The sequence below is a fragment of the Nonomuraea sp. NPDC023979 genome, from assembly GCF_040639085.1.
GTDB lineage: Bacteria > Actinomycetota > Actinomycetes > Streptosporangiales > Streptosporangiaceae > Nonomuraea > Nonomuraea ceibae.
This window is the reverse complement of record NZ_JBEZZG010000005.1, coordinates 308,370-324,776: the sequence shown is the minus strand read 5'-3', so window position 1 is coordinate 324,776 and position 16,407 is coordinate 308,370. Positions and strand designations below refer to the sequence as shown.

General features: G+C 74.1%; 14 protein-coding genes. 3 read left to right on the top strand and 11 right to left on the bottom strand.

Annotated elements, in window-relative coordinates; genetic code table 11:
* Positions 1-99: 99 nt before the first annotated feature.
* The gene (locus AB0G11_RS13130) at positions 100-1,227 is read left to right on the top strand and encodes an alpha/beta hydrolase (RefSeq protein ID WP_219510633.1); all 1,128 of its coding nucleotides are present in this window, start codon (positions 100-102) and stop codon (positions 1,225-1,227) included.
* A 154-nt stretch (positions 1,228-1,381) separates the two neighbouring features.
* Positions 1,382-2,152, top strand: a complete 771-nt coding sequence (locus AB0G11_RS13125) for an SAM-dependent methyltransferase (RefSeq protein ID WP_357585821.1) — start codon at positions 1,382-1,384, stop codon at positions 2,150-2,152.
* A 54-nt stretch (positions 2,153-2,206) separates the two neighbouring features.
* Here the strand turns inward: AB0G11_RS13125 and AB0G11_RS13120 are convergent, their stop codons facing one another.
* The 10 genes from AB0G11_RS13120 to AB0G11_RS13075 form a co-directional block, all read right to left on the bottom strand.
* Positions 2,207-3,889 (bottom strand): ABC transporter ATP-binding protein, encoded by a 1,683-nt coding sequence (locus tag AB0G11_RS13120; protein WP_357585819.1) that lies wholly within the window; start codon positions 3,887-3,889, stop codon positions 2,207-2,209.
* 10 nt (positions 3,890-3,899) lie between these two features.
* Positions 3,900-5,570: an ABC transporter ATP-binding protein gene (locus AB0G11_RS13115; protein WP_357585817.1), complete on the bottom strand. Its 1,671-nt coding sequence runs from the start codon at positions 5,568-5,570 to the stop codon at positions 3,900-3,902.
* Positions 5,571-5,695: 125 nt separating this feature from the next.
* A complete protein-coding gene (locus AB0G11_RS13110) occupies positions 5,696-6,469 on the bottom strand; it encodes an ABC transporter ATP-binding protein (protein ID WP_219510630.1) in 774 nt (257 codons plus the stop codon).
* A complete protein-coding gene (locus tag AB0G11_RS13105; RefSeq protein WP_219510628.1) occupies positions 6,466-7,515 on the bottom strand; it encodes an iron chelate uptake ABC transporter family permease subunit in 1,050 nt (349 codons plus the stop codon). Before AB0G11_RS13105 ends, AB0G11_RS13110 begins: the two co-directional genes overlap by 4 nt.
* A gap of 2 nt (positions 7,516-7,517) precedes the next feature.
* The gene (locus tag AB0G11_RS13100; RefSeq protein WP_219510627.1) at positions 7,518-8,546 is read right to left on the bottom strand and encodes an iron ABC transporter permease; all 1,029 of its coding nucleotides are present in this window, start codon (positions 8,544-8,546) and stop codon (positions 7,518-7,520) included.
* Positions 8,547-8,555: 9 nt separating this feature from the next.
* Positions 8,556-9,587: an ABC transporter substrate-binding protein gene (locus tag AB0G11_RS13095; RefSeq protein ID WP_357585815.1), complete on the bottom strand. Its 1,032-nt coding sequence runs from the start codon at positions 9,585-9,587 to the stop codon at positions 8,556-8,558.
* Between the two features lie 212 nt (positions 9,588-9,799).
* Positions 9,800-10,771 (bottom strand): hypothetical protein, encoded by a 972-nt coding sequence (locus tag AB0G11_RS13090; RefSeq protein WP_357585813.1) that lies wholly within the window; start codon positions 10,769-10,771, stop codon positions 9,800-9,802.
* 46 nt (positions 10,772-10,817) lie between these two features.
* Complete coding sequence (locus AB0G11_RS13085; protein WP_219510621.1) at positions 10,818-11,411, bottom strand: response regulator transcription factor; 594 nt, start codon at positions 11,409-11,411, stop codon at positions 10,818-10,820.
* A complete protein-coding gene (locus AB0G11_RS13080) occupies positions 11,408-12,490 on the bottom strand; it encodes a sensor histidine kinase (protein WP_357585811.1) in 1,083 nt (360 codons plus the stop codon). Before AB0G11_RS13080 ends, AB0G11_RS13085 begins: the two co-directional genes overlap by 4 nt.
* Positions 12,491-12,580: 90 nt before the next feature.
* A complete protein-coding gene (locus tag AB0G11_RS13075; protein WP_357585809.1) occupies positions 12,581-13,861 on the bottom strand; it encodes a PQQ-binding-like beta-propeller repeat protein in 1,281 nt (426 codons plus the stop codon).
* 88 nt (positions 13,862-13,949) lie between these two features.
* Between AB0G11_RS13075 and AB0G11_RS13070 the strand changes: the two genes are divergently transcribed.
* Entirely contained in the window at positions 13,950-14,795 is an 846-nt protein-coding gene (locus AB0G11_RS13070) for an acyl-CoA thioester hydrolase/BAAT C-terminal domain-containing protein (RefSeq protein ID WP_357585807.1), read from the top strand.
* Here AB0G11_RS13070 and AB0G11_RS13065 read toward each other — a convergent pair.
* Positions 14,778-16,343, bottom strand: coding sequence for a phosphodiester glycosidase family protein (locus tag AB0G11_RS13065; protein ID WP_357585805.1), 1,566 nt, complete (start codon positions 16,341-16,343; stop codon positions 14,778-14,780). The two genes, AB0G11_RS13070 and AB0G11_RS13065, sit on opposite strands and share 18 nt — an antisense overlap.
* Positions 16,344-16,407 lie beyond the last annotated feature (64 nt).

Sequence of the window (16,407 nt, the reverse complement as noted above, 5' to 3'; positions counted from 1 at the left end):
CGGCAGAGAGCGCGGCACGGCACCCCCTACGAAAGTCGTGGGCAGGCGAGGACTTTCGCCGGGGACGCCCCGGGGCGGTCACGCGGCACGGTTGATCCCATGAAGAAGACCGTCGCCGCGAGCGTCCTCGCGCTCTCCGCTTCCCTGACGACCCCGCTGATCGCTCCCCCGGCCGCAGCCGCCGCGCCGGTGACCTCGCTGCCCGCGCCGACCGGCGACCACCGGGTGGGCAAGCAGGACCTGCACCTGGTCGACACCTCCCGGCCCGACCCCTGGGTGCCGACCGCGAAGGCGCGGGAGCTGATGGTGTCGCTGTGGTACCCGGCACGCGCGGGCGGCGGAAAGCCGTCCCGCTACCTGACGCCGAAGGAGTCGGAGCTGCTCATCAGGAGCGAGCCCCGGCTCAAGGACGTGCCGCCCGGCACGCTGGCCAAAACCCCCACCCATTCCCGGACCGGGGCGCCCGCGCTGAAGCGGAAGGGCGGCTGGCCGCTGGTGGTGATGTCGCCCGGGATGACGATGCCCCGCGCGACGCTGACCTCGCTGGCCGAGGAGTTCGCCAGCCGCGGCTACCTGGTGGCGGGGATCGAGCACACGTACGAGTCGCTGGCGACCACGTTCCCCGACGGCCGCACCACCACGTTCGAGGCCGGGAAGGCCGGTCAGACGGAGGAGACCGGCCGGAAGGTGGCCCGGGTGCGGGCGGCCGACACCGAGTTCGTGCTGCGGCGGCTCGAAGCCGACAAGCGCTGGAACCGGCTGATCGACGAGAAGCGGATCGCGATGGTGGGCCACTCGGTCGGCGGCCAGAGCGCCGCGCACCTGCTGTCCGGGTCGCGCCGGGTCCGGGCGGCGGTCAACCTGGACGGCACCTACAACCCGAAGACGCCGGCCGAGCCGCTGGACAAGCCGTTCATGATGATCGGCAACCCCCGGCACCAGCCGGACTCCGGCGGCCGGGACGGCTCCTGGGACCAGTTCTGGCCGCACGTGAAGAGCGACTGGAAGCGCTGGCTGACCGTGACCGGCGCCGAGCACATGAGCTTCGTCGACTACGGGGTGCTGCTGCCGCAGCTCGGGCTGCCGGAGTTCCCGATCGACGGCGAGCGGGGGATCGCGATCACCCGGGCGTACGTCACGGCGTTCCTCGACACGCACCTCAAGGGGCGGCACCGGCCCCTGCTGGACCGGCCGTCGGCCGATTATCCCGAGGTGAGGTTCTGGTAGGCCGCCGGGGATCAGCAGATCTCCGACTGCCGTAGTCGCGCCACTTGGCGGCTTGATCGATCGCGCGACGCCGATATATGGCAGCATTTCCTGAAGAATCATGAAATGGCTGGGGGACTCAGTGCGAGAAGACGGACGCTCGGCTGTGCCTGGGGTGGACACCAGCATCCCCAACGGGGCGCGCATCTACGACTACCTGCTGGGCGGCAAGGACAACTTCGCGGCGGACCGCCAGGCCGCCGAGGCCATGCTGGCCCAGAACCCGCAGGCGTCGCAGACCGCCCGCGACAACCGGGCCTTCCTCGGCCGCGCGGTCCGCTACCTGGTCGAGGAGGCCGGCATCCGCCAGTTCGTCGACATCGGCGCCGGCCTGCCCACCCAGCAGAACGTGCACGAGGTGGCCCGCTCCGGCGCCCCCGGCACCCGCGTCGTCTACGTCGACTCCGACCCCACGGTGGCGATCCACGCCAGGGCGCTGCTGGCCACCGACGACGACGTCGCGGTGGTCGAGGCCGACCTGCGCAGCCCGGGCGACGTGCTCGGCCACCCGCTCACCCGCGAGCTGATCGACTTCGGGCAGCCGGTCGCGGTGCTCATGGCCGCGATCCTGCACTTCGTCTCCGACGAGGAGAACGCGGCCGGCATCGTCGCCGAGTACCGGCGGGCGCTGGCGCCCGGCAGCCACCTGCTCGTCTCGCACACCGCCGACGAGTCGCCGGAGCACGTCATGGCGACGGCCAAGCGGGGCTTCCGGATGGCGGGCACGGCGCTGACGCCGCGCAGCCGCGCCCGGATCGGCGACTTCTTCGGCGATTTCGAGCTGGTCGAGCCCGGTCTCACCGACGTGCGGAGCTGGCGGTCCCCGCTGAACGGCCTGCCCGCCCTGCCGTGGGTGATCGTCGGCGGCCTGGCCCGCAAGCCGTAACGCGGCCCCCGGGTGAACGCGGGCCGAGTTGCGGGCCCGTAGCCCGGCCGCGGGTCACCGCGTCACGGCCTGGCGGTAGTGCTCGTCGGCGGCCAGCAGGTCGCGGTGGGCGCCCTCGGCGGTGACCATGCCGCCGTCGAGGACGAGCACCCGGTCGGCCGCGTCCAGGAACGCCGGGCTGCTGGTGATCACCACGGTGGTGCGGCCCCGCCGCAGGTCCGCGATGCCGCTGGCGATGAGCTGCTCGGTGACCGCGTCGACCGCCGTCGTCGGGTCGTGCAGGACGAGCACGTCGGTGTCGGCGGCCAGGGCGCGGGCCAGCGAGAGCCGCTGGCGCTGCCCGCCCGACAGGTTCGCGCCCCGGTCGCGCACGCCGTGGTCGAGGCCCTCGGCGTGCAGGGCGACGACGTCGGTCAGCATCGACGCCGCGACGGCCTCGGGCACCAGGCGGCCGCGTCCCGACGGGTCGATGTTGCTGCGCAGGGTCCCGGCGAAGATCTCCCCGTCGTACGGGTTCACGAGCAGGTGCTCGCGGACCGCCTCGACCGACAGGTCCGCCACCGCGCGCCCGCCGATCCGCACCACGCCCTCGTACGCGCCGGGCGGGACGCGGAGGGAGAGCACCGCGGCCAGGTCGGCGGCGGCGCGCGGCTCGTAGGCGGCGATCGCGACGAACTCGCCGGGCGCCACCCGGAACTTCAGCTTGCGCAGCGCCCCGTGGCGAACGCAGTCGACCTCCAGGTCCCCACCCGGCGCGGGGCGGTCCCGGCCGGGCGTCATGACCGGCGGCGCGGCCAGGACGAGCGCCATCCGATCGGCCGACGCGCGGGCGACCATCACGTACTTGGGCATCTCCGAGAACAGCTTGAGCGGTTCGATGATGAACTGGGCCAGCCCCACGGCCATGACGAGCTGCCCGATCGTGATCTGCCCCTGGAAGGCGAGCCAGCCGGCGGCGAGGGTGACGACGGCGGCGAGGATCGCGTTGAGCCCCAGCGCGGCGCCCGCGTACGCGCCGTTGGCGCGGGCGACGACGATCGACTGGTGGCGGGCCTCCCCGCTGACCTTCCGGTAGGACAGGAAGGCCGCGGCGTTGCCGCCGAAGCCGTGCAGCGGGCGCAGGCCGGTGATCAGGTCGGCGACCTTCGCGCCCGCCCGCGCGACCCGGGCCTGCTGCTCGCGGGTGCCGGCGCCGATCCGGCGCGACAGCACGCTGAGGGTCGTCAGGATCGCGACGGTCCCGACGATCACCAGCAGGCCGAGCCACACGCTGGCCAGCCCGAGCGCCACGGCGCTGATCAGCACCGCAACAAGGGAGCTGACCAGCAGCGGCACCACCTCGATGATGTCGGCGGTCTGGTCGGCGTCCTCGGTGGCGATGGTCAGCACCTCGCCGGACCTGAGGTCGGCGTCCCTGGCGACCGGCTGCAGCCCGCAGGCGGCGACCTCCACCCGCCAGCGGTGCGCCTCGGTGACGTTCGCCTTCTGCAGGATGCGCATCCCGAAGCGCCACGACAGCGACACGGTCGTGATGATCACGAGCAGCGCGGCGATCGACAGGCCGAGCGAGCCGAGCGTGCGGTCCCGCATGGTGTGCTCGACGATCAGGCCGAGCGCGATGGGGAACGCGGTCTCGCCCGCCTGGTAGAGGCCCATGAGAACGGTGCCCCCGGTCATGGCGCCGAGGTTGCGCCGCAGCGCGGTCCGCAGGATGACGGACCCCGTGAGGGACGACATGCGCTCGCTCCTAACTTCCCGCACGCCAGGCCCGCCACAGCCGCGCGTAGCGTCCGCCCAGGGCCACCAGCTCCTCGTGCGTGCCCTGCTCGACCACGCGCCCGGCGTCCAGGACGGCGATCCGGTCGGCGGTCATGGCCTGGGTCAGCCGGTGCGCCACGAGCAGCGTGGTGCGGCCCCGGCAGGCGGCCCGCACGGCCCGCTCCAGTTCGGCGGCGCCTTCGCTGCCCGCCTCGGCGGTCGACTCGTCCAGCACCACGACCGGCGAGCGGGCCAGCACCAGCCTGGCCAGCGCGATCCGGGCGACCGTGGTGCCGTCCAGACGCTCGCCGCCCTCGCCGACCTTGGTGGCGAGCCCGTCGGGCAGCGCCTCGGCCCAGCCGTCGGCGCCGGCGACCCGCAGCGCGGCCATCAGCTCCTCGTCGGTCGCGCCGGGCGCGGCCAGCCGCAGGTCCTCGGCGAGCGGGCCGGAGAACACGTGCGTCTCCTGCGTCAGGATGCTCACCAGGGCCCGCGCCCCGGCCTCGTCCAGGTCCGCGAGGTCGGCCGTACCGACGCGCACCGACCCGGCCTGCGGGGTGCCGATGCCCGCGACGAGCGCGGCGAGCGTGGTCTTGCCCGCGCCCGTCGCGCCCACCAGCGCGAGCGACCCGCCCGCCAGGATCGTCAGGCTCACGTCCCGCAGCACCGGCTCGCTCGCGCCGGGATAGCCGAACGTCAGCCCCTCGACCGTCACCGGGTACGGGGTGACGTCCGCCGATGCGGGGGCGGCGCTGCCCACGAGCCGGTCCTCGGCCGCCTCGCCCAGCACGCCGACGAGCCGCGTCAGGCTCGCGCCGGACTTCTGCGCCTCGTCGAAGGTGAACATGATGGAGCCCAGCGGGTTGAACAGCCGGTGGAACAGCAGCGGCGCGGCCGACACCTCGCCGAGCGTGGCGGCGTCGGCCTCCAGCAGGGCGTAGCCGACCACGATGATCAGGGTGAGGCCGATGAACTCGGCGCGGTTCTCCCGGCCGACGAACCTGCCGAAGAAGCGGAACACCTCGATGCCGAGGTCGCGCACCCGCCACGACTCGCGCGTGACCTGCTCGCGGAAGTCCTCCTCCAGGCGGTAGGCGCGTACGGTGTCGATGCCGTTGAGGCCGCTGATCAGCGCCTGCGCGCGGTCGGCCTGGGCTTCGCGCTGCCGCTTGTAGAGCGGGGCGGACCGGGGCAGATACCAGCGCAGCGCCAGCGCGTAGGCGGGCAGCGCGCCCGCGCCGGCGAGGCCGAGCCGCCAGTCCAGCCCGAACATGCCGGCGGTGGCGATGACGACCAGCACCCCGGCGGAGAACACGGTGGGCACGGCCGTGCGGATGCCCTTGGACAGCACGGCCACGTCGTCGCCGACCCTGGACAGCACGTCGCCGCGGCCGACCTGCTCGACCCGCGCGCTCGGCATCCCCAGCACGGCCCGTACTGCGGCCTCCCGCAGCCCGGCCAGCAGGTCCGCGCCGAGCCTGCCGATCAGGTACGTGGACGCGGCCGTGGCGGCGGCGCCCAGCAGCGCGGCGGCCACCATGAGCACGCCGATCGTGACCAGGATGGACTGCGGCTCTCCTCCGACGACGCCGTCGACCACCTGCCCGAGCAGGAGCACCGGGAGGACGGCGAGCCCGGCCCCGGCCACGGTGCTGAGCACGGCCCCGGCCGCGAGCCAGGGCGAGCGGCGGCAGTGCGCGGCGACCCAGCGGGTGGCCTCCCGGCCGGTCGCCGTGCGCAGCGCGGCCGCGGGGGCGGTCGCCGGTCCCGCCGTCGTCGTCGTGGTCAGGACGGCACCACCATCGGCGTGCCGGCGACCGGGTCGGGCACCACGACGCAGGACAGGCCGAAGACCTTCTCGACCAGCTCGGCGGTGATCACCGCGGTGGGCTCGCCCTCGGCGACGACGGACCCGTCGGCCATCGCGATCACGTGGTCGCAGAAGCGGCAGGCGAGGTTGAGGTCGTGCAGGACGACCACGATCGTCTTGCCGGACTCGGCGTTCAGCTTGCGCAGCAGCCGCAGCAGCTCCACCTGGTGGTTGATGTCCAGGTAGGTGGTGGGCTCGTCGAGGAGCAGCAGGTCGGTGTCCTGGGCGAGCGCCATCGCCACCCACACGCGCTGCCGCTGCCCGCCGGACAGCTGCCGGATCGGCCGGTCGACCAGGGCGGCGGTGCCGGTGGCCTCCAGGGCGCGGGTGACCGCGTCGTCGTCGCCGTCGGTCCAGCGGCGGAACCAGCCCTGGTGCGGGTAGCGTCCGCGCGAGACCAGGTCGGCGACGGTGATGCCGTCGGGGGCGACGGGCGTCTGCGGCAGCAGCCCGAGCGTCTTGGCGACCTCGTGCGTGCCCAGCTCGCTCATCGCCTTGCCGTCGAGGAAGACGGCGCCCGCCCGGGGTTTGAGCAGCCGGGCCAGGCCGCGCAGCAGCGTGGACTTGCCGCACGCGTTGGCCCCCACGATCGCGGTGACCTTGCCGTCGGGGATCCGGACGTCGAGGCCGGTCACGATCGGCTGGTCGTCGTATCCGAGGGTCACGCCCTCGGCGTGCAGTCGGGTCATCCACCCGCTCCTTGCCGGTTGGTGGTGGCCAGCAGCCACAGCAGGTAGGGCGCGCCGACCGCGCCGGTCACCACGCCGGTGGGCAGCGGCGTCGGCAACAGGTGGACGGCGACGAGGTCGGCGACGAGCACCAGCGTCGCACCGACCAGCGCGGCGGGCACGATCCCGCCGGTGGCCGGGCCGAGCAGCCGGTTGGCGATCGGCCCGGCGACGAGCGCGACGAAGATCATCGGCCCGGCCACGGCGACGGCCAGCGCCGTCAGCACCACCGCGGTGGCGAGCAGCCCGGCGCGGCTGAGCTCGGTGCGGACGCCGAGCGCGCGGGCGGCGTCGTCGCCGAGTTCGAGCCCGCGCAACTGCCGCTGGAGCAGCAGCGCGACAGGCAGCAGCACCGCCACGGCGGCGAGCAGGAGCCGCAGCTCGGCGGCGTCGGCCTGGCCCACGGAGCCGGTCAGCCAGTGCATCGCCTGCTGGGCGTCGTTGAGCCGGGCCCGGGTCAGCATGTAGCCGATCAGCCCGTCGAAGAAGAGCGCGGCGCCGATGCCGATGAGGATGAACCGGTAGCCGGCCACGCCGTCGCGCCAGGCGAGCACGTACATGAGCAGGGCGGCGACGATCGCGCCGGCGAGCGCGAGTGCGCTCACGGCCAGGCCGCCGGCCTGGAGCAGCACGATCCCGGTGATGGCGGCGAGCCCGGCGCCCGAGTTGATGCCGACGAAGTCGGGCGAGGCGAGCGGGTTGCGCAGCAACTGCTGGAAGATCGTCCCGGCGGCGCCGAGGGCGAGGCCGACGGCCAGCGCCGCCGCCGCCGTGGGCAGCCGCAGCCCCCGCACGACGAAGTCGACGCTCGGGTCCTCCCGCAGGTGCAGCACCGAGGCGATGACCTCGCCCGCGGTGAGCTGGAAGCTGCCCACCATCATCGTGAGCACGAACAGCGCGCCGACGGCCAGGGTCAGCGCGCACGTCACCACGAGAGCGCGGGCGTTCCTGCGGCGGCGGATGGCGCGGAACGCGCCGGTGGTCGAGACGGTCGTGGTCGCGGTCATGCTCACGCCTCCGACATCCGGCCGTAGCGGACGATGGCCACGAACGCCGGCGCCCCGAGCACGCCGAGGACCACGCCGACCTGCAGCTCGTCGGGCGCCACCACCACCCGGCCGAGCACGTCGGCCAGCAGCAGCACGATGGGCGAGAGCAGCATGGAGTACGGCAGGATCCACCGGTAGTCAGGGCCGCACAGGAACCGGGCGACGTGCGGGACGACCAGCCCGACGAAGACGATCGGCCCGCAGGCCGCCGTGGCGGCTCCGGCCAGCACGGCGACCACGACGAACGCCGCCACCCGGGTCCGGGTGACGTGCTGGCCGAGGCCGCGGGCCAGGTCCTCGCCGAGCGCGAGCCCGTTGAGCGTGCGCCCGAACGCCAGCGACGCGATCAGGCCGAGGATGAGGAACGGCGCGACCCCGGCGAGGATCGGCGCGTAGCGGCCGGCGAGCGAGCCCACCTGCCAGAAGCGCAGCTCGTTGAGCGCGTCCACGTTGGTCATCACGACCCCGGTGGTGACCGAGGCCAGGCCCGCGGTGACGGCGGCCCCGGCCAGGGCGAGCTTGACCGGGGTGGCGCCCTCCCTGCCGAGCGACGCGATCGCGTACACGAGCACGAGGGCGGCGATCGCCCCGGCGAAGGCGAACCACACGTAGACGCCGGCGCCGCGCACGCCGAGCACCGTGATGGCGAAGACCACGCAGACGGCCGCGCCGGAGTTGATGCCCATGATCCCGGTGTCGGCCAGCGGGTTGCGGGTGACGCCCTGGAGGATGGCGCCGGCCACGCCGAGCGCGGCGCCCGCCAGGATGCCGATCAGCGTGCGGGGCACGCGCAGCTCCAGCGTCACCGTGCTGTTGAACGACGCGTCGGCGTCCATGCTGCCCAGCGCGCTCAGCACCTCGGGCAGGCCGATCGAGCGTGAGCCGAGCGTGACGCTGAGGAAGGCGATCAGGGCCAGGAGCACGCACAGCAGGGCGAGCCCCGGCCCGAGGGCCGAGGCTCGTCGTCCGAGAGAGGTCGAGCTGCTCATCGTCGGCGGTCAGTCGCCGATGTTCTCGTCCGCGGCCTTCACGGCCGCGGTCAGGCTCTCCAGCTCGGTGGCGAAGTCCTCGTACGTGTGCAGCCAGTACGCCGGCCACGACACGACGGCGCCCGCCTTGGCCGCCTTGACCTTGAACCAGGTGGGCTGCTTCTTGCCCCACTCCTCGTTGGAGGTCGGCTTGTAGCTGCGGCCGTCGTACAGGACGAGGTCGGGCTGGTACTTGTCGGCGTTCTCCCAGCTCAGGTTCTCCCAGTAGGGGAAGCCGGGGTCGGGGCTGTCGGGGTTGATCACCTTCAGGCCCCAGTTCTGGAAGTCCAGCAGCTCGGGCGCGTACTCGGGGTTGGCCACGTACAGCTTGTCGTCGGCGGGAAGCATGGCGGCCGCGGTGAGGCCGGGCTTGGCGGCGACGGCCTCCTTGAAGGCGGTCACCGCCTCCTCGAAGCGCTTCTTGTGCGCGACGATCTCCGGGGCGTCGACCTTGGCGCCGAGGCTCTTGGCCAGGTCCTCGTAGCCCTTGGCCAGGGCGACGATCGACTTGCCCTGGGCGACGCCGACGATGGGGGCGAGCTCGGTGAGCTTCTTGCTCTTCTCGTCGGCGCCTTCCTCCAGGCCACTGTAGGCCTTCTCGGCGGGCCACCAGTCGCCGACGATGAGGTCGGGGCGCAGGGCCGCGGCCTTCTCGACGTCGATCTTGCCCCATTCCTCGCCGAGGATCTCGATGCCGGTCAGGTCGAGGTCCTTGAGGTTCGCGTCGGTCTTGACCGATTCGTCGGCGTAGATGCCGACGGGCTTGAGGCCGAACGACATCAGCGCGGCCGCCTCGCCGGCGTGCGCGATGATCCGCGTCGGGGTCTTGTCGGCCTTGACGACCTTGCCGGACCCGTCGGTGAACTGCCAGGGACCGGCGGGCGCGGCGGAGGCCGCCGCCGTGCCGGTGCCCGCGGCGTTGCCGCCGGTCTCCGCGGAACCGCAACCTGCGAGCACGACGCTTAAAGCGGCGAATGCCAGGATCGGACGCCATGCGCGCATGGTGGTGCTTCCATTCTCGTGCCGGGATTCAACAGTTAGGCAAGGCTAACCATAGTCTGCCCATCTGGCTACCCGGTTGTGATCGGACTCACGCGGCGCGGGGGCCGTACCGGGGAGCCCGTGAGGCGGAGCGGCTGGAACAGCGAGGCGAGCGGGTGGGGCGTGGCCGGACGCATCCACTTCGCACCCTTCGGCGAGGGTTCCGGGCCCGATCAGGCCGGGGCGGCGGGCTCCCGGGAGTGCAGGCGGGCCGCGGCCACGGCGAGGAGCGCGAGCGCGGCCAGCGCGAAGGCGGTGTTCCCGGCGAGGTCGACGGCCGGGTCGGCGGGCACGGCCGGCGGCTGCGGGAAGCCGTGCCAGGCGTAGGTGAGCACACCGCCCGCGGCCAGCGCGAACACCTGGGCGCGGCCCCAGCCCTCCCTCCTGGACCAGCGCGCCACCTGGGCGCAGACCACGGCGTAGACGGCGACGTTGACGGCCACGAGCAGCCACGCGGCGACCGTCCAGGCGGCCATCGCCGCACCCCAGAACACCGCCCCCGCCACCAGCGAGAAGCCGAGCACCGGCCACGGCCCCGGCGCCCGCCCCGGCGACGCGGCGGCCGGGCCCCGGCGGCGCAGGCCGAGCACGACCAGCAGCCCGGCCAGCGCCACCACGCCCGCGAGCCGGGCCACGGACGGCTGGTACGGAGCCGGGTCGAACAGCGCGCTCGCCGCCGCCCCCAGCAGGAACAGCACCCCCGCCGTCACCAGGCCCGGCAGCCGCAGCCACGGCTCCGAGGCCCTGGCGGGCACCAAGGCCTCCATCACCGCGATCGGCACGCAGATGCTGCCCACGGCGTGCACGCCGCCCAGCACGAACGTCACCCACCAGGCGCTCACCTCCAGACCCGGGATCCACGCGTACGAGGCGAGGTCCATGCCGGCGTAACCGGGGTTGAACAGGGACCGGGTGACCAGCCCCTCCTCCACGAGCCCGTAGGCGACGGCGAGCAGGACGATGCCCGGCCAGCCCGCCCCCCGGCGCCGGGCCAGCTCGCGGACGAGCAGCGCGCCGCCCCCGTACAGCGGGGCCAGCGTGATCAACGCGACCAGCATGGTCACCGGCAGGTTGCCCAGCAGGAACTCGCCGATCAGCGGCGACAGGAAGAACAGCCCGAGCGCGGGCGCGATGCGTTTCACCATGCCTCCAGCCTCGCGAGAGGCGTGGTGCGGCCGGTAGTGACGTTCGTCAGAGCCAGCCCTTGGACTCCGCGGCGCGCGCCGCCTCGGCCCGGTTGCGGGCGCCGAGCTTGCCGATGGCCGACGACAGGTAGTTGCGCACGGTGCCGTCGGACAGGTGGAGGCGGCGGGCGATGTCGGCGATGGTGCCGCCCTCGGTCGCGGCGCGCAGCACGTCGCGTTCGCGGCCGGTGAGCGGGTTCGCGCCGGCGGAGAGGCTGGCGGCGGAGAGCTTGCGGTCGAACACCCGCTCCCCCGCGTGCACCCGCCGCACCGCGTCGGCCAGCTCCCCGGCCCTGGCGTCCTTGACCACGTAGCCGTCGACCCCGGCGTCCATCGCCCGGCGCAGGTAGCCGGGGCGGCCGAACGTCGTCAGGATGATCACGCGCACGCCGGTGAGCCCGGCCGCCGCGGTGAGGCCGTCGCAGCCGGGCATCTCGATGTCGAGCAGCACGACGTCCGGATCGAGCCGGGCGACCGCCCCGGCCACCTCGTCGCCCCGGCCCACCTGCCCGGCGACCTCGATGTCGGGCTCCAGGCCGAGCAGCGCCGCCAGCGCCTCGCGTACGAGATGCTGGTCGTCGGCCAGCAGGACGCGGATCACGCCCGCTCCGCCACGGGGACGCGGGCGCTCACCAGGAAGCCGCCGCCCTCGGCGGCGCCGCCGTACAGGGTGCCGCCCGCGACGTGGACGCGCTCGGCGAGACCGCGCAGGCCGTTGCCGTGCGTGCCCGTGTGATCGGCGGGGCCGCGGCCGTCGTCGCGGACCTCCGCGTACGCCTCGCCGCCCGTCACGCCGAGGCGGATGCGGCAGCGGCGGGCGCCGCTGTGGCGGACGACGTTCGTGGTGGCCTCCCGGACGACCCAGGCGAGCACCGGCTCGGCGTCGGCCGGCAGCGGATCGGCGGCCACCTCCAGCCGCACGCCCGCGGTGTCGAGCGCCCGGCGCGCGCCGTCCAGCTCGCCGGGCAGCGACAGCTCCCGGTAGCCCGCGATCGCCTCGCGCACCTCCGACAGCGCCTGCCGGGACAGCTCCTCGACCTGCTCCATCTCGGCCCTGGCCCGGTCCGGGTCGGCGGTGGCGATCCTGGCCGCGAGCTGGCTCTTCACCGTCATCACGGCCAGGCTGTGGCCGAGGAGGTCGTGCATGTCACGGGCGAAGCGGAGCCGCTCGTTGTCCACGGCCAGCCGCTCGACCTCGGCCCCGGCCTTGCTCAACGCCCGGTTGGCTGCGTTGAGCTGCAGGAAGGCGCGGATGGCGGCGGTGAACACCACGGCCTGCAGCGGCAGCCACCAGTATTCGGCCAGCGACCTGCCCAGGAGCGGCAGGGCGAGCGTGACGGCCGCGACCGTGGCCCCGGCCGCCACCGGCAGCGCCCGCGCGGGCAGCGCCGCGGCGACCGCGGTGATGAGGAAGTACGACGCCGCGAACACCCACATCTCGCCCAGCGCCACGGTCATCGCCGCGGCGACCACGTAGAGGAGGATCAGCGCGTACGGGGTGGCGTTGCGGTGCGGCCGGTCCAGTGCGGTCCACACGACCCGCAGGTAGAGCGCGACGAAGCCCGCCAGCCCGGCGGCCACCAGCCCGATCGTGAGCCCCGGCGGGGAGGCCGCCAGGAACCCGGGCAGCGGCCACACCAGGACGACGAGGTAGACGGAGGTCCAGAGCCGGCCCTTCATGCGTTTCACACTATCCACCCCGGCCTCCCGCCCACCCCTGACGAATGTCACACAAGCGGCGGCCGACCTGGCTCAGCCTCGGGGGGCGGCTCAGTCGAAGCCCATCAGGCCGTCATGGTTGTAGATCACGATGCGCCCCGCCGCCGCCACCACCCGGCCGCCGCCGCGCGGCGTGAACTGGTGGGCGAACGTGACCTTCCCGGTCGCCGGGTCCACGATCTCCACCCCGTGCCCCAGCCCGAACAGCGTGCCGTCCGCCACGCCCATCGTCCGCGCCCGGTCGATCCGCGCCTCGGCCTTGCGCGGCTCCAGCGTCCACAGCCGCTCCCCGGTGCGCAGGTCATGGCCGACGAACCGCTGCTCATGGTTGCGCGAGCCGTCCAGGACCGGCACCACACCGCGCACCGGCGGGCCCACGTACTGCGACTTCCCCAGCGGCCGGCTCCACAGCCGCTTGCCCGTCCGGGTGTCGAAGCCCCACATGTGCGGATTCGTACCGCCGCCCTCGCTCACGACCGCGATCGCGCCACCGGTGATCACCTCGGTGGCCTCGGTGCCCTTCGGCAGGTCCGCCTGGTGCACGGGGGTGAGCTCCGGGCTCAGCACCGCCAGGCTGCGAACGGTGCCGTCCACGCCGTCGACGTGCTTGAACGGGTCCGGCCTGACCAGCACCACCAGCCGCTCCCCCGCCCGCACCGGCCCCGCCACGGCCAGGTGCGACCTGCTCGTCCGCCGGTGCACCACCTTGCCCGAGACCAGATCGCGCCCGTACAGGTGCGGCCCGTCGGCGTAGTAGAAGACGCCGTCCAGGATCGCCCCCTGCGCCGGGGCCGGCAGGTAGAGGTGCGACGTCATGAACGCCCGCTGCCGCACCCTGACCCGCCACCGCTCCTCCCCCGTCGCGGTGTCCAGCGCCACGAACTGCCCCGGCCGCTCCACCCGGTTGTCCACCTCGGCGCCCAGCGGGACCACCACCGTGCCGTCCTCGGCCACCGGCGCGCTCGCACCGCTCCAGCCCAGCTCCCGCCGCCACAACCGCTTGCCCGACGCGCCGTCGTAGCCGGTCAGCTCGCCCGCCGCGCCGCCCTTGATCTCCTTGCGCAGCGCCACCACGCGCGTCCCGTCGGACACCAGGCCGTGATGCTGGGGCGTCTCGTCGATCTGCTCGACCTTCCACACCGGGTTCAGCCCCACCCAGTGGTGCGAGGCGTCCCCTCCCCCGTCATCGGCGCCGGCCGGAGCCTCGACCGGCACCCGGCGCGGCCCCTCGGCCGGGCCGGGCTCCTTCGGGGAACCGGGCAGCACCCCGCAGCCCGTCGAGAGCGCAAGACAGAGCACCGCGACGGCGCCCGTGATCCGGATGGAAATCATGAGTCCGAGATTCTCGTGTCGATCCCCGGCCAAGGCAACCGCTTCCCCAAGATCCACACCAGAGCAGCAGGCGTGAGAACGTGGTGCCGTGGAGATCGTCGAGCGCGAGCTCACCGCGCCCTGGACCGGCTTCCTGGCCGAACCCGCGCCGGGCGCGACCGCCGGGGTCCTGGTGCTGGCCGGGTCCAGCGGGCGCGTGGAGACCGAGCGGTGCCGGCTGCTCGCCGCGCACGGCCTCAGGGCGCTGTCCGTCCGATGGTTCGGCGGGCCGGGGCAGCCGCCCGGCATCTGCGAGATACCGCTGGAGACCTTCACGGCCGCCGTCGACCTGCTCGCGGAGGCGGGGACGCGGCGGATCGGCGTCCTGGGCGTCTCCAAGGGGGCGGAGGCGGCGCTGCTGCTGTCCGTCGTCGAACCCCGGCTCGACGCCGTGATCGCCGTCTCTCCGACCTCGGTCGCGTGGGCGAACGTCGGGCCGGGGCCGGACGGCGTCACGGAGCCGTACCGGTCCTCGTGGACCTGGAAGGGCGAGCCGGTGCCGTACGTGACCTACGACGCCAGCCTCTGGCCCGAGCCCGCGGAGCCGGTGGCGTTCGCCAGCCTCTACGGCGGCAGCCGCGAGGGCTACGCGGAGGCGGCCATCAGGGTGGAGGAGGCCAGGGCGCGGCTGCTGCTGGTGGCGGGCGGCGACGACCGGATGTGGCCGTCCCTCCGCTTCGCCCGCGAGCTGGCCGCCCGGCGACCGGCCGTGGTGATCACCCACCCGGACGCGGGGCACCGGCCCAGGTTCCCCGGCGAGCCCCCCGCCCCCGCCTCACCCGCCTACGCCTACGGCGGAACCCCCGAAGCGGACGCCGCCCTGGGCGCCCGCGCCTGGCCGCACCTCCTCGCCCTGCTCGGGGTGTCGGCCGGTCGGTTACGGGCGGACCAGTAGGACGTTGCCGAGGGAGCGCTGGCCGGCTGCGTCGGAGGGCCGGTTGACGATGCCGCCGGGGGTGACCATGACGCTGGAGCCGCCCCCGTCGAGGTTCATCGCCTCGCGGGCGCCGAGCAGCTTCATCAGCTCGGCCGTCTGCGCGATCCCGAGTCCTTCGCTGTAGCCCTCCTGGCGTCCGTCGACGACCACGAGCATGAGCCGGCCCCGATCGTCCATGCCGATCATGGATCGGGGGTTGGCGCGTACGGTCCAGTTGTAGGTGAAGGTCTGGTCGGCGCCCTCGCGGACGAGGCCGTCGGCGGCGGCGTTCACGGAGACGCGGCCGTCGCGGACGAGCGTGGGGCCGACCTGGAGGATCGTGGTGTCGCGGGTGAGCGGGACCCGCCGGCCCCGGCTGTCCTCGACCCGCTCGCTCACCCGCAGCCGCTCGCCCGGCTTGACGTGGGCGAGCAGCCAGGCGGCGCTGTCGCCGATGGCCTGGACGGTGGATCCGCCGGCGGGGACGGCGGCGCCTCGGGAGGCGTTGACGGCGGTGACGGTGCCGCGCGCGTCGAGGACGGCCTCGGCGCCGGCGCCGGTGGGCGGGGTGCCCCATTCGGGCGTGAACAGGACCAGTTCGCTGTCGTCGGTGCACTTCAGGTCGTGCTGCGGCTTCTCGGTCGGCTGGTCGCCGCCCACGCCGCCGCAGTTCCAGATCTCGCCCGGCACCCGGTTGACGCCGTCGATCTCGGCACTCGTACGTCCGGCGCGCAGGGTGACGCGGGCCGTGTAGGCGTCCACGTCGACCGAGCGGCCGCCCCGGGTGATCTTGATGCCGCCCCGGCCCTGGGTGGCGGAGCCGATGAGCTTGCCGTCCTTGACGTACATGCCGCCGGGCGCGCTGTTGTAGAACCACTGCGCGTTGATCCCTGCCACCGCGCCCGCGGCGGCGGCGAGGTCGGTCAGCTTCTCGGTGCCGTTCAGCGACGGGCCGAAGTCGGTGCCGACCGTGCCGCCGAAGGCGCGGAAGTCGACGCGGAGCACGTGCACCTTCTGCGGCGCGCCGGGGTCGGCGCCGTCCTGCGCGGTGTAGCGGGTGCCGCCGGCGAACCCGGCCGCGCGGAGCCGGGCGAGCTCCGCCGCCGCCTCCGCGCTCGTGGCGTGGCGGCCGACGCGGACGGTCCAGCCGAGCGTGCCCGCGGGACGGTCGGCGTACGCGGGCGTGACGACCTCCTCGACACGCGGCTCGTACCCCTTGCCGCGCACGGCGGCGGCGACCCGGTCGGCGATCTCGCGCGGACCCAGGGCGGTGGCCGCCTTGTCGAGCGGCCCGTCGGCGGTGTGCGGCAGGTAGACGTGCACGGTCCAGAAGTCGTTCTCGTCCTTGGCCCCGAGCGACATCGACGTGAGCGTCACGCCGGGCGCCACGGTGGTGGTCACCGGCTGCGCGCTCAGCGGGAGCCGTCCGCCGAAGAAGGAGTCGGGCCGGGTGTCCGCCAGGGCGGGCGCGCTCGCGGTCAGCATGATCGCGGCGGCGGCCACGGCGGAGAGAGTGTTGCGGTGCATGTACGTCCTCGGTCCGGAACAAGATGGTGCCCGGGCAGTCAACGGCCCGCCCGTGACCCGGGAC

Excerpts from the sequence above, each read along its gene's own strand:
- AB0G11_RS13130 (WP_219510633.1), top strand. The coding sequence starts at position 100 with ATGAAGAAGACCGTCGCCGCGAGCGTCCTCGCGCTCTCCGCTTCCCTG.
- AB0G11_RS13120 (WP_357585819.1), bottom strand. The coding sequence starts at position 3,889 with ATGTCGTCCCTCACGGGGTCCGTCATCCTGCGGACCGCGCTGCGGCGC.
- AB0G11_RS13110 (WP_219510630.1), bottom strand. The coding sequence starts at position 6,469 with ATGACCCGACTGCACGCCGAGGGCGTGACCCTCGGATACGACGACCAG.
- AB0G11_RS13105 (WP_219510628.1), bottom strand. The coding sequence starts at position 7,515 with ATGACCGCGACCACGACCGTCTCGACCACCGGCGCGTTCCGCGCCATC.
- AB0G11_RS13100 (WP_219510627.1), bottom strand. The coding sequence starts at position 8,546 with ATGAGCAGCTCGACCTCTCTCGGACGACGAGCCTCGGCCCTCGGGCCG.
- AB0G11_RS13095 (WP_357585815.1), bottom strand. The coding sequence starts at position 9,587 with ATGCGCGCATGGCGTCCGATCCTGGCATTCGCCGCTTTAAGCGTCGTG.
- AB0G11_RS13090 (WP_357585813.1), bottom strand. The coding sequence starts at position 10,771 with ATGGTGAAACGCATCGCGCCCGCGCTCGGGCTGTTCTTCCTGTCGCCG.
- AB0G11_RS13080 (WP_357585811.1), bottom strand. The coding sequence starts at position 12,490 with ATGAAGGGCCGGCTCTGGACCTCCGTCTACCTCGTCGTCCTGGTGTGG.
- AB0G11_RS13075 (WP_357585809.1), bottom strand. The coding sequence starts at position 13,861 with ATGATTTCCATCCGGATCACGGGCGCCGTCGCGGTGCTCTGTCTTGCG.
- AB0G11_RS13065 (WP_357585805.1), bottom strand. The coding sequence starts at position 16,343 with ATGCACCGCAACACTCTCTCCGCCGTGGCCGCCGCCGCGATCATGCTG.